Origin of the sequence: Mediterraneibacter sp. 210702-DFI.5.30, from assembly GCF_020560115.1 — a bacterium.
In the GTDB taxonomy this organism is placed as follows: Bacteria; Bacillota; Clostridia; order Lachnospirales; family Lachnospiraceae; genus Mediterraneibacter; species Mediterraneibacter faecis.
In genome coordinates, this window is sequence record NZ_JAJCME010000012.1 from 15,172 (window position 1) to 34,211 (window position 19,040).

Below are 19,040 nucleotides of genomic sequence, written 5' to 3' on the forward strand. Positions count from 1 at the left end.
TTTGGAGCTTAAAAGAGAGGAAGGTGAAGAGTATGTTGAAAAAAATAGGAGGAGTTATTCTTGTAATCGTTGGTCTGTTTTTCAGCATAGCAACAGTGAAAATGATATTCGTCGATCTACCAAAAGCAAAGTCTTCGATGAAGGATACTGTTTATGTGGGAGAGGATGCAATTGATGAAAAAAATGATGGGAAAATAGTGATTGTATGTGGAGAATTCGAACTGACACAGCCGTCTTATGATGAAGAACTGGGTATCTCTTTTGACACGATCCGAGCCACCCGTGCAAAGCAGACACTGGAAAGAACAAAAAATACAGCGGGTTTAACTGAAGAGGAAAAAGAAAATATGACAGCTGAGGAAAAGCTGTACGGAATTCTGGAATGGAATACAGGACTCAGTGAAGATATTAGACTGGGTGAAGGGAAAATTGGTAATTATACGCTGTCACCGGATTTTATTCAAACAATCCATCTGGATAACGTATGGGATAAGTACAACGAAGAATCACTGGAAGCTCTCGGATATGCGTATATGCCGGATGATTCGTTTTCACAGGAACATTTTATAGAACCTTTCGATCAGTCTCAAAGAAATCTTAAAGAAAATGATGTTCGATATTTTTATTATGCGGCTGATCTTGAACCTGGTCAAGTCATGACAGCGATCGGTATTCAAGATGGACAGGTACTTAAAGCAGCTCCGAAAATCAGTGACAATTTAATAAAAGGTGCACTTGACAGAGAAACTGCAGTTAAAGAAGGTGGCTCTGTCGGGATAGGGGCAATTCTTTTTTCAATCGTTTTATCACTCGCTTTTCTGTTGTCAGGAGTAGGGCTTATCATAGCAAAAAAAGATTAACGGATAAATAATCGTTGGTTATATTGTACAAAAATAAAAACAATCCACAGAAGAAAAGGAAAGCCATTGTGAAAATGTTAACAAGATTCACCGCTGTGGATTGTTTTTTATGCAAAACATAAGATTGTCATTTATAAATTAATACGCTATAATATAGAAGAATTCTAAATAAATAATTCCTGATGATTTTCACGGGTGTCAGGATCTTTAAGAATTGGAGGAAAGAAATATGTTAGTATCAGCTACAGAAATGCTTCAGAAAGCAAAAGCAGGCCACTACGCAGTAGGACAGTTCAACATCAACAATCTTGAGTGGACAAAGGCTATTCTTACAACAGCACAGGAACTCAACTCACCAGTTATCCTTGGTGTATCTGAGGGTGCAGGAAAGTACATGACAGGATATAAGACTGTTGTAGGTATGGTAAACGGAATGATGGAAGAACTTGGAATCACAGTTCCGGTTGCTCTTCACCTTGACCACGGCAGCTACGAAGGATGCCTGAAATGTGTAGAAGCAGGATTCTCATCAATCATGTTCGACGGATCTCATTATCCGATCGACGAGAATGTTGAGAAGACAAAAGAACTCGTTAAGATCGCTCACGAGCACGGAATGTCAATCGAGGCAGAGGTTGGATCCATCGGTGGAGAAGAAGACGGAGTTATCGGAAGAGGTGAATGCGCTGATCCGGAAGAGTGTAAGAGAGTAGCTGATCTGGGAATCGATTTCCTGGCAGCAGGTATCGGTAACATTCATGGTAAATATCCGGCAAACTGGGAAGGATTAAGCTTCGAGACTCTGGACGCTATTCAGCAGCGTACAGGAGATATGCCACTCGTACTTCACGGTGGTACAGGTATCCCGGAAGATATGATCAAGAAAGCAATCTCTCTTGGAGTTGCTAAGATCAACGTTAATACAGAGTGTCAGCTTTCTTTCGCAGCAGCTACACGTAAGTATGTTGAAGCAGGAAAAGATCTTGAGGGTAAAGGATTTGACCCACGTAAACTTCTCAAACCAGGTGCAGACGCAATCATGGAAACAGTAAAAGAGAAGATGGAGTTATTCGGATCTGTCGGAAAAGCCTGAGAAGAATTTTTTTGAAAAAAGCACTTGCGTTTTAAAGCAAGTTGAGGTATACTGACTCACGTAGACAGAACAAGGGCGTTCCAATTATAATTGGAGTGCCCTTTTTTTATCGCTTGGGAAATGATCCGCATGATTGAATCAGAGTGGATGGAATGAAATCAGATCAGATCTGACTGGATCAGACGGATGATTTCCTGAGAGGTAATCTATTATGGGGGTTCCCGTAGTGTAATCGAATATTGTTCATTGCAGTGAACGGTAATCGAAGAATTAAGAGAAAAGGAAGGTATAGGGTATGAGCACAGAATTATTCAATGTAGCTGACATCTTTGGAGAAAATGTATTTAATGATACAGTTATGCAGGAGCGTCTGCCAAAGAAAGTTTACAAGAATCTGAGAAAGACAATTGAAGAAGGAAAAGACCTGGATCTCGAGACAGCAGATGTTATTGCTCACGAGATGAAAGAATGGGCGATTGAAAAAGGAGCGACTCACTATACACACTGGTTCCTGCCACTTACAGGAGTTACAGCAGAGAAGCATGATTCCTTTATCTCAGCTCCACTTCCGAGCGGAAAGGTTCTGATGACTTTCTCAGGAAAGGAATTGATCAAGGGTGAGCCGGATGCATCTTCATTCCCGTCAGGAGGACTGAGAGCAACATTCGAGGCAAGGGGATATACAGCATGGGATTGTACATCACCAGCATTCGTAAGACAGGACGCAGGCGGAGCTACACTTTGCATTCCAACAGCATTCTGCTCCTACACAGGAGAGGCACTGGATCAGAAGACACCACTGCTTCGTTCTATGGAAGCAATCAACAAAGAAGCATTAAGACTTCTTCGTTTATTTGGAAATACAACATCTAAGAAAGTTACTCCATCTGTTGGAGCAGAGCAGGAGTACTTCCTTGTAGATGCAGAGAAGTTTGAAGAAAGAAAAGACCTGATCTACACAGGACGTACACTCTTTGGAGCAATGCCTCCGAAAGGACAGGAGCTTGATGATCATTACTTCGGAACAATCCGTCAGAGAATCGCATCCTTCATGAGAGATGTAAATATCCAGCTTTGGAAAGTTGGTGTTCCGGCTAAGACACAGCATAATGAGGTTGCACCGGCACAGCACGAACTGGCTCCGATTTATACAGAGGCGAACATTGCGGTAGACCAGAACCAGCTGACAATGCAGACACTGAAGAGAGTAGCCTGCCAGCACGGACTGAAATGCCTGCTTCACGAGAAACCGTTCGCAGGAGTTAACGGATCCGGTAAACATGACAACTGGTCCATTACAACAGATGACGGAATCAACCTTCTTGATCCAGGTAAGACACCTCACGAGAATACACAGTTCCTTCTTGTACTTGCCTGCATCCTGAAAGCGGTTAACAAGCATGCAGACCTGCTTAGAGAATCCGCAGCAGATCCGGGAAATGACCACAGACTTGGAGCAAACGAGGCACCTCCGGCAATTATCTCTATCTTCCTTGGAGAACAGCTTGAGGATGTTGTTGAGCAGTTGATCAGTACAGGAGAAGCTACACACAGTCTGAAAGGCGGAAAGCTGGAGACAGGTGTAAGCACACTTCCGGATCTGTTCAAAGATGCAACAGACAGAAACAGAACATCACCGTTCGCATTTACAGGAAATAAGTTTGAGTTCCGTATGGTTGGATCAAGAGATTCTATCGCAAACCCGAATATCGTACTGAACACAATCGTTGCAGAAGCATTTGCAGATGCATGTGATATTCTTGAGAAGGCAGATGACTTTGATCTTGCAGTACATGATCTGATCAAAGAATACCTGACAGAGAACCAGAGAATCATCTTCAACGGAAACGGATACTCTGACGAGTGGGTTGCAGAGGCTGAGAGAAGAGGACTTCCGAACATTAAGTCTATGGTTGAAGCAATTCCGGCAATCACAACAGACAAGGCTGTAGAATTGTTTGAGAGATTCAGCGTATTTACAAAAGCAGAGCTTGAGTCCCGTGCAGAGATCCAGTATGAGGCATATGCTAAGGCAATCAATATTGAAGCCCGTACTATGATCGATATGGCAAGCAAACAGTTCCTGCCGGCATTTATCAAGTATACAAAGACACTTGCAGATACAGTAAATGCTGTAAAGGCAGCTGGTGTTGACGCATCTGTTCAGACAGAGACTCTGAAAGAAGTAAGTGCTCTGATGGCTGAGACAAAGGCAGCACTTGATAACCTTGTAAAAACAACAGCAGATGCAGCAGCAAAAGAAGAAGGCGAAGTACAGGCTACATACTATCATACAGAGGTTGTTCCGGCTATGGATGCACTCCGTACACCGGTTGACAAACTTGAGATGATCGTGGATAAAGAAGCTTGGCCAATGCCATCTTACGGAGACCTGATCTTCGAGGTATAAAATTGTATTACAGAAAAGTAATTTGAAGTAAATGATTGGAAGTCATTATTCGGATAAAGAGTCTGGATAATGGCTTCTTTTTGCTCTGAAAATCGGGAAAGCTGCATGACTATTTCATGCAAGAAAGCAAAAAATATTGTATAATGAGAAGTGGTTCGTGCAGCTTGAGCGTATTCTGCACGAATGAGAAAAAGAAAGAGTGGAATAAAAATGCAGTCAGAAGTAGAACTTAGAAGTTTATTATCAAGAATAGATCACCGGGGATATCCGGCTTATAAAGATACAAAAGGACAGTACCGATTTCCGGGATATGTTTTATCGATCGATCACGTACAGGGAGATCCGTTTGCGTCACCGTCAAAGGTAAGTGTACTGGTGAGTGGGAAGACAGCAGGATTCCCACAGGAATTATATTGTGGAAAATGTCAGAGAATTGCACTTCAGGACGAATTGCTGCGCCAGTTTGGAAGAAGGGCAGAACGGTTTGCATTCAAGGCAAAAGGTTCAGGTAAGAGTGGTCTGATCTCTGTCAGCAGATGCGGACAGGAAGTTCTGGAGAGAACAGCGTGTCAGATTCAGCCGGAGAACGGAAATATCCTTCTTAGAATGGAAATCGGATTTCCGGCAAATGGGCGAACAATCAATGCGAGAGAGTTAGAGAAGATTTTATTTGATTTTGTTCCGGAGTGTGTAAAGGCATCCCTGTTTTACAAGAATCTGGATGCAAAGAGATTGAGAAGAATCGTAGATCTGGCAGAAGACCAGGAGTATATCCGTAAAGAACTTCCGAAACTTGGTCTTTGTGCCTTCGTGGCAAACGAAAGTGTACTGCCAAGGGAATCCGGAATCTCATCCCGGCCGATGCGTGACGGAATCGCCTTCCAGTCTCCGAAGGAACAGGAAGTGACATTGGAACTTCCGCATAAAGGAAAGATTATCGGTATGGGAATCCGTAGGGGGATTACCTTGATCGTCGGCGGAGGTTATCACGGAAAATCAACACTTTTGAAAGCATTGGAACTTGGAGTGTACAATCACATCGCAGGGGATGGAAGAGAGTATGTGATCACAGATGCGACAGCAGTGAAATTGCGTGCGGAGGATGGAAGAAGTATCCAGAAGACAGATATTTCCATGTTCATCAACGATCTTCCGAACAGAAAAGATACGACATCATTCTGTACAGAAGATGCAAGTGGAAGTACTTCACAGGCGGCAAATGTGATTGAAGGAATTGAGGCGGGAACATCTCTGTTCCTGATTGATGAAGATACGAGTGCAACGAACTTTATGATCCGTGATGAGCTGATGCAGCGCGTGATCCACAGAGAGATGGAACCGATCACACCATTTATTGAAAGAATCAGGGAATTGTATGAAAACTATGGAATCTCGACAGTGATCGTTGCAGGAAGTTCGGGAGCTTATTTCCATATTGCAGACAGTATTATCCAGATGGATCGTTATGTTCCGAAAGACATTACAGTACTGGCGAAAAAAGAAGCAGAGAATTTCCCACAGATCAGCGTGCCGGAGCAGCCGGCAGAGAAACCGACTTATGACAGAGTGCCGCGACCGGATAAAGCATTTCGCGGAAATGACAGGATCAAGATGAAGACGATGGGGAAAGAATCTGTGATGATCAACCGGGATACGATCGATCTGAGATACTTAGAGCAGATTGCGGATAGCGAACAGGTGGCAGCACTTGGATACTGTGTACGATATGCACAGAAATATTTGATCGATGGAAAGAAGAATCTGATCCGGATTGTAGATGAGCTGGAAGAAGTGATCCAGAATAAATCGCTGGCGGAATTATGCGAGAGTACATCCAGTGTATCCTGTATGGCAGTGCCGAGAAGACAGGAAATATTTGCATGTTTTGACAGATATAGAGCACTTAGGTTAGTATGACAGAGGAGTTGATAATATGAAATTAGAGAATGGAAGACCAGAAAACACAGAAGGAAGATTAGAAAAGGAAATCAGGGTATATGATTTCCTCGACAAGCTTGGTGTGGAATATCAGAGAGTAGACCATGAGGCGGCAATGACGATGGAAGCCTGTGAAGAGATCGATAGAACACTTGGAGATGGAACCGCAATCTGCAAGAACTTGTTCCTTTGCAATCGACAGGAAACAGACTTTTATCTGCTTCTGATGCCGGGTGACAAGCCATTCAAGACAAAGAATCTGTCGGCACAGATAGGCTCTGCCAGACTTTCCTTTGCAAAACCGGAGTATATGGAGAAGTATCTGGATATTACACCGGGATCCGTCAGCGTTATGGGACTTATGAATGATACAGAGGGGAAAGTACAGCTTCTGATCGATGAGGATGTAATGAAAGATCCGTATTTTGGCTGTCATCCGTGCATCAACACATCCAGTCTGAAAATTCGTACATCTGATTTGATCGCAAAGATCATTCCGGCACTTAAGCATGCGCCGAAGATGGTGAAACTTCCGGGAGCGGAGGAACAAAAGTAGTAATGAAAATGTGATTAATCGACACTAAGTCCATTTCCTGTTGGTTGTATATTTTTCGTGCATTTGCTATAATTTACATGTTGATATGCGAATAGCAGGTATCATTTTCAGGATTGATGCAGAGAAGATAAAAAGGAGGACTAACGTGTCTGAGGAAAATAAAGTGATAGATGAAGTGAATACATCAGGAGTAGTCGAGCAGCCGGTGGATGCGGAGGAGATTCCGCCGGTGAAGACAGAGGCGATATCACCGGTGAATACGGAGCCAACACATCCTGTACAGCCACCGGTAGAACCGGCGCAGAAGCTGGAAGATTATTACAAAGAGACTGCGGAGGATCGTGTAGCCGAGGAAGAGTATGAGCAGGCGGTTAAAGATCCGCAGAACCGGAAGGAAAAGATCGATCAGATCAAGAGTATTTTCCACCGCAGCGGGGAGAAGAAATTTTCCAGGGAAGAAGTGATTCTTTCTAAGATCCGGCCGGAAGATATGCTGGAATATCTGACGTTGGAACAGCGCAGACTGGAATGCTTACAGAAAGCAAGACAGAGCCGGAATGAGAAGCTTCTCAAGGTGCTTCAGCTTGCGGCGATACTTGCAGCAATTGTAGCGGTTGTCGCTTTACTGAAGGATAATCCGGTCGTTCTTGTGAACATTCTGTATATGCTTGGTATTGTAGCAGCAATCTGGATCTGGAAGAATCCGGGAAAGAAGTAAATTTACTGTAATGAGGTGACGATATGAAATTTTTTCATTTATCAGACCTGCATATAGGAAAGCAATTACATCACTATAACCTCCGGGAGGATCAGGAACATATCCTTGCGGAGGTTCTTTCATATGCAGCGTCCATACATCCGGATGCAATTGTTATCGCAGGAGACATTTATGATAAATCCGTGCCGTCGGCAGAAGCAGTCAGCTTGTTTGATGAATTCTTGACAGCTCTGGCTAAGATTGAACCGGTGATTCCGGTTCTTATCATATCGGGAAATCATGATTCGGCACAGCGGCTTGATTATGCCAGTCGTTTGCTTGGAAGCCATCAGATTTATATTGCGGGTCAGGCTCCAGAGGAAGAAGAGGATGGTCTGAAAAAGATTACTTTGACAGATGAATTTGGTGAAACGGATTTCTGGCTGCTTCCATTTTTGAAGCCGGGATATGTACGCAAGATCTTTGGCGGAGATGTGCCGGAGAGTTATACGGCAGCTGTACAAGGAATTCTGGAGAGGGAGAAGATTGATTTTTCCAGAAGAAATGTACTGGTTTCCCATCAGTTTTATACAGGAAAAGGAGAGTCTCCGGTAACCTGTGATTCGGAAGTATTATCTGTTGGAGGCATTGATAATGTAGATATTTCCGCAGTGCAGGAGTTTGACTATGTGGCACTTGGACATTTACATGGTGCACAGAGAGTCGGACAGGAGAAGATCCGCTACTGCGGAACATTGTTGAAATATTCAGTCAGCGAAGCAAACCAGAAGAAGACACTTCATGTAGTTGAACTGAAAGAAAAAGGGAGCGAGCCGGAGATTCAGAAGCTGCCGCTGCATCCACTTCGTGATGTGAGAAAACTCAGGGGAACGCTGGAAGAGATCCTTGAAGCGGAGGACGGAACCGGGAGTGAAGATTATGTCAGTGTAACGCTGACAGATGAGGTTGATCCGTACAAACCGAAGGAACAGTTGGAAAGAAAGTTCCATCATATTCTAGAAGTGCGGATGGATAATGAGAGAACAAGACAGAAGCTGGAATTTTCTGAAGAACAGATACGGATCGGTACTCCGTTTGAAACATTTTGTGATTTCTACAAAGAGATGCAAGGGCAGGAAATGTCTGAGCAGGAACAAAAGATCTTAAGAGAGATTCTAAGTGAAATGAAAGGGGAAGACGTATGAGACCGGTGAGATTGACGATGTCCGCATTCGGATCTTATGCGGGCGTCCAGGAGATAGATTTTACAAAGATTCACAGCGGATTATTTCTGATTACCGGAGATACGGGGGCAGGAAAAACAACCATCTTTGATGCAATCATGTATGCGCTGTATGACCGGACGAGTGGCGGACGCAGAGATGGAAATATGATGCGCAGCCAGTATGCATCAGAAGACACAGACACTTATGTTGAATATGTGTTTTCTTATCGGGGACAGGAATATACCGTGCGCCGTAATCCGGAATATCTCCGGGTAGGGAAGAGAAGAAAAGCAGATGGAAGCCTCCGGTATGTGAAAGAGACAGCGAAGGTAAGTCTCCTTCTTCCGGACGGAAGGGAATATCAGGGGAAGAAGCGAGAGACAGACCAGAAGATTCAGGAAATCATTGGTCTTGATGCGGGACAGTTTACACAGATTGCCATGATTGCGCAGGGAGATTTCTTAAAGCTTCTTCATGCAGAATCGAAAGAACGTAAAAAAATCTTCTCACAGATTTTCCAGACACAGACCTACTGGCGGATTCAGGAAGCACTGAAAGAAAAAGGAAAAGATCTGTATATTGCGCTGAAGGAAAGTGAATCAGACATTCGGCGTGAGATGGAGCGTGTGGAATCGGAGGACACAGAGCAGCAGGATCTGGCAGACCAGTGGAAAGAACTCTGTGAGTTATCCATGCCGGAAGGGGAAAAGGTTCTGGAGGCTGTGAAAAACTTTCTCGAATATGAAGAAAGTTGTGGAAAAGTCTTAAAGAAAGAATCAGAGGAACTTAAGAAACAGTCAGAAACACTTCGAATGCTGATTCAGAAGAAAGAAGAGAAGAATAAGATATTTGACCGTTTGGAAATGGAAGAGAAGAGTTTGCTTCTTCTGAATGCAAAACAGGACGAGATGGAAACTTGTCGGGTTCAGGCAGGGCTTGGACACCGGGCAGAGCAGGCGAGACATTTGGAAGTGCAGGCTCTTCGAACAGCGAAATCCGTGCGGCAGATACAGGGCGAGATCGAGCAGATTACTGTATGGCAGAAGGAACAGGAAAAGGAACTTTCTGAGGTTAAAGAAAAAGCGGAAGAATTGGAAGAAGTTTTTGCAAAGGTAGAACCGGAAATGCTGAAAAGAATTTCACAGTTATCGGATCTTCTTCCACATTACGCAAATGTGCGTAAGTATTCGAAAGAATATGAAAATCAGACAGGGGCAATGCAGCGTTGTATACAGAATTGTCAGGAAGCATCAGCTCAGTATGAGGAAGCATATGCGAAATTCTTTCAGGAGCAGGCGGGAATCCTGGCAAAGGAATTACAGGAAGGCACGCCGTGTCCGGTCTGCGGATCAGTAGAACATCCGCATCCGGCAAAGATTTCCGGAGAAGCACCGGATAAAGAGACGGTAGAGAAACTGAAGCAAAGACGTGATCTGCTGGAACAAAAACGAATACAGCAGCAGGAAAAGTTTCAGATATGTAAAGCACAGCTTGAATCAGAACAACGTATTCTCGGAGATAATCCTGTGAAAGAAGAGCAGGTGAAAGAAGAGCTTCAGAAGATGAAGGTTGAACTGGATCAGAAGAAGAATGAAACAAAGCAGGCACAGGAACAGTGCCGTAAGATGACGGAGGAAAGCAGACGTCAGGCAGGAAAGCTAGAGGGACTTCGAAGTCAGAAAACAGAACTTGAGAAGCGTTTTGTAAAAGAGCAGGAAGAGTTCCGAGAGGAGATCAGTCGACAGGAATTTACTTCACAGGAAGAATTCCGTGAGGCGAAACAGTGGATCGAAGGGTGGCGGGAGAAAGACAAAGAAGTGAGAGAACATGACCGCCAGCTGTTAGAGAAAAAGGCAAAGATCGAGACGCTGAAGGAACAGACTGCAGGCGAAAAGCGGGAAGATCCGCAGCAGGAGATAGAAAAGCGAAATGAAGTAGAACATCTGTTGAAAGAAAAACAGGATCATCAGATGCAGCTTCACAGCAGATGGACAGGTAACCAGAATGCGTACAAGAATCTGAAACAATATTTTTCTTCGCAGGAAGCTCTGCGAAAAGAATATGAGGTACTTTCCAACCTGAGCAAGACTGCAAATGGCAATTTGAGCGGCAGTGTGAAACTTGATTTTGAGACGTATGTACAGCGGACTTATTTCCGGCAGATCATTCAGGCGGCAAACCGCAGGCTGGCGCGGATGACATCAAATGAATTTATTTTACAGTGCAGGGAGATTCAGGATCTGAGCAGTCAGGGACAGGCCGGCCTTGATCTGGATGTCTATGATCTGGTGACAGATTCTGTCAGAGATGTGAAGTCTCTTTCAGGAGGAGAATCCTTCATGGCAGCCTTATCAATGGCATTGGGACTTGCAGATATTATTCAGAATACGGCGGGAGCTGTAAGTCTGGAGACGATGTTTGTAGATGAAGGATTCGGATCTCTGGATGATGCATCAAGAGATCGTGCGATTCAGATTCTCAAAGAACTTGCAGGAGAGAAAGGACTGGTTGGAATCATTTCCCATGTAAATGAATTGAAAGAGCAGATTGACTGGAAATTAAATATTACAAAGACGGAGCATGGAAGTCAGGCAAAATGGGAAATCTAAAAGCATAAGGCAATAATAGGGACAGCTACGAAGAAGGACAGAATACAGGCAGGTGCGGAAAATGAAACAAAATGGAATGAGAGAAAGAAAAGGAAGGATTTCAAGATACGGAAGAAGGATGTTGGCAGTTCTGCTCAGCGCAGGGATGCTGCTGACAGAGACTCTTCCGGTATTCGGAACAGAAAATACGGAGGAAACGGCACGCCCACATCAGCTTTATTGCACAGTACTTGGAGACAGTATTGCGAAAGGTTACACTTGCGATAAATCCTGGATGGAGAATTATGGAAGTCTGGCAGCAAAGGAAATAGCATATAGCGAAGGGTGCAGATATATTTATCACAATTATGCAAGAACAGGTCTTGATACAGCAGGATTGAACGAAAAGTATTTGTCAAAGCAGGATGTGCAGACGAATCTTACAAAAGCAGATGTTATTTTTATAACAATTGGTTCGAATGACCTGCTCAACGAATGTAAGCGTGTGGTTCAGGAAATCCTGAAGACAGATACAAAATTTAAAAGTGCGGATGAGGCACTTGCATCTTTGAAAGAGTCTGTAAAGAAGAATCCGCTGCTTGTGCTGAGTGCGATCAACGCGTTGAACAACTGGGATTATAATTCCTTTGAAAAAGAATGGATCCAGATGATGAAGACAGTAAATTCATTGAAAAAGGACGATGCAAAAGTGATCGTGACTACAATTTATAATCCGGCAGGAAATATGAAGCTTCCATCTACGCTGAATAAAATTGTAGAAGACATTATTGAAAATATGAACGCGATCATTGAAAAACGTGCGGGAAAATACGATTATGAAGTTGCGGATGTGTATCAGTCATCTGTGACATCTCATCTGCAGAAAGACGGAGTACATCCGGATTCTCAGGGGCAGCAGATCATTGCAGATCTGGTTTGTAAGGAATACGAAAAGTAAAAAAGAAGCATTCTTTGTGTTGGTTCTTGTATGGAACAATGCAGAGAGTGCTTTGTTCTTTTTGTAAGAAATAGAACTGTCACATTTATAACACAAAACATTCACAGAATCCTGATACTTTTGAAAGGTCAAAAATCTCGGTTTGTCTGCATAGATATAGACTGGAAGAAATATAGGGAGGTAAGACTTTGATAGAAGTAAAGAATCTTGTGAAGAAGTATGGAAATCATACAGCAGTAGATCATTTAAACTTCACAATAGAGGAAGGGCATGTCTACGGCTTTCTTGGACCGAATGGGGCGGGAAAATCAACAACGATGAATATTATGACAGGATACCTTGGTGCTACCGAAGGAGAAGTACTGATTAATGGACATGATATTCTGAAAGAACCTGAGGAGGCGAAAAAGCAGATTGGTTATCTGCCGGAATTGCCACCGTTGTATATGGAGATGACAGTTCGTGAATATCTGGAATTTGTAGCGGAGTTGAAAGGAATCGCTAAGAATAAAAGAGAAGAGTCTATCAATGAAGTAGAGAAGATGGTGAAGATCTGGGAAGTGGAAAACCGTCTGATCAGGAATCTGTCGAAAGGATACCGTCAGAGAGTCGGACTGGCACAGGCAGTGCTTGGATTTCCGGAGATCATTATTCTTGATGAACCAAGTGTCGGACTTGATCCAAAACAGATCATAGAGATCCGTGAACTGATCCGACAGCTTGCAACGAAACACACAGTGATTTTGAGTTCTCATATTCTGGCGGAAGTCCGTGAAGTCTGCGATTATATTTTGATCATTTCCAAAGGAAAACTGGTCGCAAGTGACACACCGGAGAACCTGGAACGGAATCTGGGAGATTCTGATCTGATTGAGATCGAGACGAAAGCAAGCCCGGACGAAGTTCGAAGAATTCTTGAGACAGTAGATGGAATTCGAAGCATTTCTACAAAGCATCTGGAAAATGGAATCACATGGGCTCAGGTTCAGGAAAAGAAAAATACAGATATACGTGAGAAAGTATTTCAGGCATTTGCACAGAATCATCAGCCACTGCTGAAACTGAATCCGCTGCAGGTAAGTCTTGAAGATGTCTTTATGGAACTGACGCAGAGCGACAGGGCAACAGAAGAATATGCAGAAAAGGCGAAGAAGAAGGAAACGGAGGACATGAAAGATGCTGGCGATTTATAAAAGAGAAGTACGCTCCTATTTTCAGTCTATGGTGGGATGCGTGTTTGTTGCATTTCTTATTGCATTTACAGGAATCTACTTTATGGCATATAACCTGACAGCCGGATATCCATACTTTTCCTATACGCTTTCAGGTACATTGATCGTATTTATAGTAGGGATTCCGCTGATCACGATGCGCAGTTTTTCAGAAGAGCGTAAAAATAAGACAGATCAGCTGCTTCTGACAGCTCCGGTCAGTCTGTGGAAGGTTGTGCTTGGAAAATATCTTGCAATGGTAACGGTAATTGGAATCCCGAATGTGATCTTCTGTGCGTTCCCATTAATCATTAAGGCACAAGGAACTGCATATCTGAAAGTAGATTACATATCCATCGGGGTATTCTTCCTGTTGGGCTGTGTATATGCAGCGATCGGCATGTTCCTGTCTGCTCTGACAGAAAGTCAGATGATCGCATTTATCAGTACATTTGGTATTCTGCTTATCCTGTATCTTTGGAATGGAATTCTTTCCATGCTTCCAAGCAGTGCAGTCAGCGGATTGGTCGGTGTGCTTATCATTCTGACTCTGATTGTTGTTTATATTTATCAGATGACAGGAAATATAGTGATTGCCGGTGTGATCGAAGCAGTTGGTGTGATCGCCGGTGTGGTCGTGTACTTTGTGAAATCAAGTCTTTATGAAAACCTGCTGACAAAGATGCTTGGAAGACTGGCACTTGCAGATGTATTTACGGATATCACTTCGAACAGTATTGTAGATATAACAGGAATCGCGCTGTATCTTTCACTGATCGTAGTCTTTGTGTTCCTGACAGTACAGGCAATCCAGAAGAGACGTTGGAATTAGGAGGGCATGAAAGTGGATAGAAGAAAGAAAACAACGGGAAAGATCAAAGGGATGTTCCACACCTCCGGTACAAAGCACGGATCTTACAGTGTGGGGCTGACAGTACTTGTAATCGCGATTGTTATTGTGTTCAATCTGGTAATCGGACAGATCCCGGAAGCTTATCGCAATCTGGATATGAGCAGTACAAAGATTTATGAAATTTCAGATACAACAAAGGATCTGCTGAGCGGATTGAATGATAAAGTCGATATGAAAGTTCTTGCGGTAAAGAAAGACACGGATGACAGGATTAAGACATTTATCAGTAAATATGCAGCACTTTCAGATAAGATTAATGTTGAGTGGATCGATCCGGTTCTGCATCCGTCAGCATTGACAGAGTATAATGCATCCGAAAATACAATCGTTGTATCTTGTGAAGCAACAGGAAAGACAACAACTATTTCTTTTGACAAGATTCTTGTTATGGATATGTCTTCCTATTATTATTCAGGAAATGCATCTTATTCAGAATTTGACGGAGATGGCCAGTTGACAAGTGCGGTGAATTATGTGACAAGTGATGTGCAGAAGACAATCTATAAAGTAAGCGGGCATGGAGAGGCGGAACTGTCATCTACAGTTACAGATTTGATGAGTAAAAATAATTACACGCTGACAGAACTGAACCTTCTGATGGCAGATTCCATTCCGGATGATTGTGATCTTCTGCTTATGAATGCACCGACGAATGACCTTTCAGAAAATGAAGTGACACTTCTGACAAATTATCTGGCAGCAGGCGGAAAAGTGATGTGTCTGCTTGGGGACACCTCTCTGACGGATTTTCCAAATCTGGCAAGTGTGCTGAAGGTGTATGGAATTGAAGGTGTAGATGGTTATATTGCGGATCCGACAAGATGTTATCAGAACCAGCCATATTATATCTTCCCTCAGCTGAATGTATCCGGTGATCTTGCGAACGGAATCAGTTCTCAGATGGTGCTTTTGACGAATGCACAAGGAATGACATTGACAGATCCGACACGAGATACGATAACAACAAGTGCATTTATGGAGACATCGGAAAATGGATACGCAGTAACAGAGTCCGAACAGAAACAGGGAACGTATGAACTTGGAGTTGTCGCAACAGAGACAATTTCTTCGGGAGATGATTCTTCTTCGGATAGTTCAGATGCCGAGGCAACAGATACAACAACTGATGATAGTGAAAGTACGGAAGATTCTGAGGAAAGCAGTACAACAGAAGCCCGTCTGACGGTGATCTCCGCAGGAAGTCTGATCGATCAGAATATTACAGATGCATTTTCACAGCTTGAGAATACACAGATCTTTATGAATGCAGTAAGTGCAAACTTTGACGGAGTACAGAATCTGTCCATCGAGGCAAAGAGTCTTGGAACAGAGTATAATACGATACAGCATGCCGGTCTGTTCAGCCTTCTTGTAATCTTTGGAATCCCGGCAGTGATTCTTATCGCCGGATTCAGCGTATGGTTCAGAAGAAGAAAAGCTTAAGGAGGAAGAAAATTAGAATGAAGAAAAAGGAAGGGCCATTGATTCTGATCGGTGTTCTGGTGTTGCTCCTTATCCTCTATTTTGCCTTAAGCACATGGAATAAGAAGCAGGATTCCAAGGAAGAAGAAACGGTGAAAGTGACAGACCTGAAGACCTCAGAGATTACCGGGGTGAAATATAATCTTGGTACGGGTGAAATGAATTTTGAGAAAGACGGAGATACCTGGTACTATACCGTAGATAAAGATTTTCCATTGCGTCAGAGTTATCCGAAGACAGTGGCTGATGCTATGGGACAGTTGAGTGCGGATCGAGAACTTGAGGATGCGGATGCGCTGGAAGAATATGGATTAGATCATCCGACTTATACAGTTACACTGACAGATGAAGATGGAACTGTGACAACAATCAAGGTTGGGAATGCGACCGGAAATGATTACTATGCGACAGTGGACGATACGGAAAAGGTTTATACAATTCCGGCGACTTCATTGGATGATATCCAGACAGAACTGGATCAGATCGCTCAGCTGGATACTTATCCAAGTATCGGAAGTGGAAATCTGAAAAAAGAAGTGATCACACAGAACGGTGAGACAATCACCTATGATTCCGAAAATGAAGATCAGGAAGAAGATGTTGCAGCAGTAGCCGGAGGACTTGGTGCTGTGAAGCTGTCAGAGGCGGCGGACTATTCTGTAGATGATGTGGATCTTGCAGGGTATGGTCTGGATGATACTTCCAGAATAACGGTAGAAGTCACTTATACAAGTGATGCTAAAGATCAGACAATGACACTTTATATCGGTGGTGAAAATGGAAGTGGAGACAGATATGTCATGATGAATGATTCCAGGATCGTGTACCTGATCTCGGATGAAATCTGTAATAATATATTGAATCAATAAAGACTGGTAACTGTTTGGAGAAAACGAAGAAAATTCGGTGCGTTTCCTTTGGACAGTTACCACATTTTATATTTATTTAATTGACTTTTGAGTGAAAACAGCGCAGAATAAAGCACATATCGTTTTTAGAGATAATATAATTGGCGAGATGCACAGCAGAGAAGTATGGGCAGTAAAAATGTGCATGAGCAGATTTATCAAGAAAGAAGGATTTGTATGAAAGAAAAATTTTTACGTTTTATGCAGGGCAGATATGGTGTGGATCAGTTTTCTAAAGGTCTGCTCATTGCTGGACTGGTAGTAGTACTCTTGTCCTCATTTTTTGCAGGGGGAAGGGCAGGATCATTATTCTATTTACTTGGATGGGTATTGATCATTTATTGTTATTTCCGTATATTTTCCAAAAATATATCTAAACGATATGCGGAAAATCAGAAGTATCTTGCAAAGACATACAAGATTAGGACTTATATTCAGCAGCAGAAGAACAGTCTGGCGCAAAGAAAGGCATATCATATTTATAAATGTCCGGGGTGCAAACAGAAGATTCGTATTCCGAAGGGGAAAGGAAAGATTGAGATCCGATGCCCGAAGTGTGGAACAACATTTATTAAGAAGAGTTGATGTGTTTACTGGAGAGAAACCATCTGTTATGATAGGTAGTGAGTGTTAGAATGAATGCGAGAGAAAGAATGAGAGGACGGGAAGGATGTCAGATCCATACAGTATATTAGGTGTAGACAGAAATGCTACGGATGAGGATGTGAAGAAAGCTTATCGAAAGCTGAGCAGACAATATCATCCGGATGCGAATATCAATAATCCGAAGAAAGATGAGGCTGAGGCGAAGTTTAAGGAAGTGCAGCAGGCTTATCAGCAGATTATGGATGAACGCGAAAAAGGATATACTTCCGGATATGGTTCGAGTGATGGCTCAGGTTATGGAGGTTACGACCCGTTTGGAGGATTCGGCGGTTTTGGTTCTTATGGATATGGTTCAGCAGGAAGTACGGGTAGAACTTCCGGGATGAGTGAGGAAGATGCACATCTGAATGCGGCAGCTAATTACATACGAAGCGGACATTATAAAGAGGCTCTTAACGTACTTGACGGAATCAGTCAGCATAGTGCAAGATGGTATTTCTACAGCGCATCGGCGAATTCCGGATTAGGAAATAACGTGACCGCATTGGAACATGCGAGAGAAGCAGTTCGTCTGGAGCCACAGAATATGCAGTATCAGATGTTGCTTCAACAGCTGGAAGGTGGAGGAAACTGGTATCAGACAAGACAGACGATGTACGGATATCCCGGAACCTATAATAGCAGCTGGTGCGTGAAATTATGTATTGCCAATCTGATGTGCAATATTTGCTGTAACGGTGGCGGACTGTGCCTGGGAGGCGGTCCGGGCGGCGGAACATTTATGTAAGAGGAATAGAAGAGGAGAACCGAGAATGTTAACACAGTTTTCGAGAACAGAACTGCTTTTAGGCAAGGAAGCAATGAATAGGCTGGAAGATGCTCGCGTTGCAGTATTTGGTATCGGTGGTGTCGGTGGATACGTGTGTGAAGCTCTTGCAAGAAGCGGAGTTGGAAAGCTGGATCTGATCGATAATGATAAAGTCTGTATGAGTAATCTGAACCGACAGATTATTGCAACGAGAAAGACGGTTGGTCAATATAAAACAGAAGTGATGAAGGACAGGATTCTCGATATTAATCCGGAGGCGGAAGTGAACATTCACAATTGTTTCTTTCTGCCGGATAATGCAGATGAATTTCCTTTTGAAGAATATGACTATGTTGTGGATGCGGTAGATACAGTGACAGCTAAAATTGCTTTAGTTATGAAGTGTAAAGAATTGGATATACCGATCATCAGCAGCATGGGGGCGGGGAATAAGCTTGATGCAAGTGCGTTTCGTGTGACGGATATTTATAAGACTAAGGTATGCCCACTTGCGAAGGTAATGCGACGAGAATTAAAGAAACGCGGTGTTAAGAAACTGAAAGTTGTATATTCAGAAGAAGAGCCGATCCGTCCATTGGAAGATACTTCAGATAATTGCAATGTGGAGGAAACTTGTCAGGAAAATCTGGAATACAAGGCTGCAAAACGCAGATCCACTCCGGGCAGTGTGGCATTTGTGCCATCAGTGGCAGGGTTGATCATTGCAGGTGAAGTGATTAAAGATTTGGCAAAATGTGAATAGAACGACAGGGGAAGAGAGATGAG

At 43.1% G+C, this 19,040-nt stretch carries 16 protein-coding genes; all 16 read left to right on the forward strand.

What is annotated here, in order from left to right:
- Nucleotides 1-32 precede the first annotated feature (32 nt).
- The 16 genes from LI126_RS11745 to LI126_RS11820 all read left to right on the forward strand — a co-directional run bounded on the left by LI126_RS11745 (nt 33) and on the right by LI126_RS11820 (nt 19,017).
- Nucleotides 33-860, forward strand: coding sequence for a hypothetical protein (locus LI126_RS11745; protein ID WP_227165447.1), 828 nt, complete (start codon nt 33-35; stop codon nt 858-860).
- A 229-nt stretch (nt 861-1,089) separates the two neighbouring features.
- The gene (fba, locus tag LI126_RS11750) at nt 1,090-1,953 is read left to right on the forward strand and encodes a class II fructose-1,6-bisphosphate aldolase (protein ID WP_020437230.1); all 864 of its coding nucleotides are present in this window, start codon (nt 1,090-1,092) and stop codon (nt 1,951-1,953) included.
- Between the two features lie 295 nt (nt 1,954-2,248).
- A complete protein-coding gene (locus LI126_RS11755) occupies nt 2,249-4,363 on the forward strand; it encodes a glutamine synthetase III family protein (RefSeq protein WP_227165448.1) in 2,115 nt (704 codons plus the stop codon).
- A 210-nt stretch (nt 4,364-4,573) separates the two neighbouring features.
- A complete protein-coding gene (locus tag LI126_RS11760; protein ID WP_227165449.1) occupies nt 4,574-6,280 on the forward strand; it encodes an ABC-ATPase domain-containing protein in 1,707 nt (568 codons plus the stop codon).
- A gap of 16 nt (nt 6,281-6,296) precedes the next feature.
- Complete coding sequence (locus LI126_RS11765; RefSeq protein ID WP_196020927.1) at nt 6,297-6,857, forward strand: prolyl-tRNA synthetase associated domain-containing protein; 561 nt, start codon at nt 6,297-6,299, stop codon at nt 6,855-6,857.
- A gap of 145 nt (nt 6,858-7,002) precedes the next feature.
- Nucleotides 7,003-7,575 (forward strand): hypothetical protein, encoded by a 573-nt coding sequence (locus LI126_RS11770; protein ID WP_196020925.1) that lies wholly within the window; start codon nt 7,003-7,005, stop codon nt 7,573-7,575.
- 23 nt (nt 7,576-7,598) lie between these two features.
- The gene (locus LI126_RS11775) at nt 7,599-8,759 is read left to right on the forward strand and encodes an exonuclease SbcCD subunit D (RefSeq protein ID WP_196020923.1); all 1,161 of its coding nucleotides are present in this window, start codon (nt 7,599-7,601) and stop codon (nt 8,757-8,759) included.
- Complete coding sequence (locus LI126_RS11780; protein WP_227165450.1) at nt 8,756-11,389, forward strand: SbcC/MukB-like Walker B domain-containing protein; 2,634 nt, start codon at nt 8,756-8,758, stop codon at nt 11,387-11,389. Before LI126_RS11775 ends, LI126_RS11780 begins: the two co-directional genes overlap by 4 nt.
- A gap of 61 nt (nt 11,390-11,450) precedes the next feature.
- On the forward strand, nt 11,451-12,326 hold the full coding sequence (locus tag LI126_RS11785; RefSeq protein ID WP_227165451.1) for an SGNH/GDSL hydrolase family protein: 876 nt from the start codon (nt 11,451-11,453) through the stop codon (nt 12,324-12,326).
- Between the two features lie 188 nt (nt 12,327-12,514).
- On the forward strand, nt 12,515-13,519 hold the full coding sequence (locus tag LI126_RS11790) for an ABC transporter ATP-binding protein (RefSeq protein WP_227165452.1): 1,005 nt from the start codon (nt 12,515-12,517) through the stop codon (nt 13,517-13,519).
- A complete protein-coding gene (locus tag LI126_RS11795; RefSeq protein ID WP_020437221.1) occupies nt 13,503-14,369 on the forward strand; it encodes an ABC-2 transporter permease in 867 nt (288 codons plus the stop codon). Before LI126_RS11790 ends, LI126_RS11795 begins: the two co-directional genes overlap by 17 nt.
- 51 nt (nt 14,370-14,420) lie before the next feature.
- Nucleotides 14,421-15,893, forward strand: coding sequence for a Gldg family protein (locus tag LI126_RS11800; protein ID WP_442919974.1), 1,473 nt, complete (start codon nt 14,421-14,423; stop codon nt 15,891-15,893).
- A gap of 17 nt (nt 15,894-15,910) precedes the next feature.
- Nucleotides 15,911-16,801, forward strand: a complete 891-nt coding sequence (locus LI126_RS11805; RefSeq protein WP_227165454.1) for a DUF4340 domain-containing protein — start codon at nt 15,911-15,913, stop codon at nt 16,799-16,801.
- A gap of 216 nt (nt 16,802-17,017) precedes the next feature.
- On the forward strand, nt 17,018-17,425 hold the full coding sequence (locus LI126_RS11810; protein ID WP_055171576.1) for a hypothetical protein: 408 nt from the start codon (nt 17,018-17,020) through the stop codon (nt 17,423-17,425).
- A gap of 85 nt (nt 17,426-17,510) precedes the next feature.
- Nucleotides 17,511-18,233, forward strand: a complete 723-nt coding sequence (locus LI126_RS11815; RefSeq protein WP_196020909.1) for a J domain-containing protein — start codon at nt 17,511-17,513, stop codon at nt 18,231-18,233.
- A 25-nt stretch (nt 18,234-18,258) separates the two neighbouring features.
- Nucleotides 18,259-19,017: a tRNA threonylcarbamoyladenosine dehydratase gene (locus LI126_RS11820; protein ID WP_227165455.1), complete on the forward strand. Its 759-nt coding sequence runs from the start codon at nt 18,259-18,261 to the stop codon at nt 19,015-19,017.
- Nucleotides 19,018-19,040 lie beyond the last annotated feature (23 nt).

What these genes read in the sequence shown, in the direction of transcription:
- LI126_RS11745 (WP_227165447.1), top strand. Translation starts at nt 33, where the DNA reads ATGTTGAAAAAAATAGGAGGAGTTATTCTTGTAATCGTTGGTCTGTTT.
- fba (WP_020437230.1), top strand. Translation starts at nt 1,090, where the DNA reads ATGTTAGTATCAGCTACAGAAATGCTTCAGAAAGCAAAAGCAGGCCAC.
- LI126_RS11755 (WP_227165448.1), top strand. Translation starts at nt 2,249, where the DNA reads ATGAGCACAGAATTATTCAATGTAGCTGACATCTTTGGAGAAAATGTA.
- LI126_RS11760 (WP_227165449.1), top strand. Translation starts at nt 4,574, where the DNA reads ATGCAGTCAGAAGTAGAACTTAGAAGTTTATTATCAAGAATAGATCAC.
- LI126_RS11765 (WP_196020927.1), top strand. Translation starts at nt 6,297, where the DNA reads ATGAAATTAGAGAATGGAAGACCAGAAAACACAGAAGGAAGATTAGAA.
- LI126_RS11775 (WP_196020923.1), top strand. Translation starts at nt 7,599, where the DNA reads ATGAAATTTTTTCATTTATCAGACCTGCATATAGGAAAGCAATTACAT.
- LI126_RS11780 (WP_227165450.1), top strand. Translation starts at nt 8,756, where the DNA reads ATGAGACCGGTGAGATTGACGATGTCCGCATTCGGATCTTATGCGGGC.
- LI126_RS11785 (WP_227165451.1), top strand. Translation starts at nt 11,451, where the DNA reads ATGAAACAAAATGGAATGAGAGAAAGAAAAGGAAGGATTTCAAGATAC.
- LI126_RS11795 (WP_020437221.1), top strand. Translation starts at nt 13,503, where the DNA reads ATGCTGGCGATTTATAAAAGAGAAGTACGCTCCTATTTTCAGTCTATG.
- LI126_RS11800 (WP_442919974.1), top strand. Translation starts at nt 14,421, where the DNA reads ATGTTCCACACCTCCGGTACAAAGCACGGATCTTACAGTGTGGGGCTG.
- LI126_RS11805 (WP_227165454.1), top strand. Translation starts at nt 15,911, where the DNA reads ATGAAGAAAAAGGAAGGGCCATTGATTCTGATCGGTGTTCTGGTGTTG.
- LI126_RS11810 (WP_055171576.1), top strand. Translation starts at nt 17,018, where the DNA reads ATGAAAGAAAAATTTTTACGTTTTATGCAGGGCAGATATGGTGTGGAT.
- LI126_RS11815 (WP_196020909.1), top strand. Translation starts at nt 17,511, where the DNA reads ATGTCAGATCCATACAGTATATTAGGTGTAGACAGAAATGCTACGGAT.
- LI126_RS11820 (WP_227165455.1), top strand. Translation starts at nt 18,259, where the DNA reads ATGTTAACACAGTTTTCGAGAACAGAACTGCTTTTAGGCAAGGAAGCA.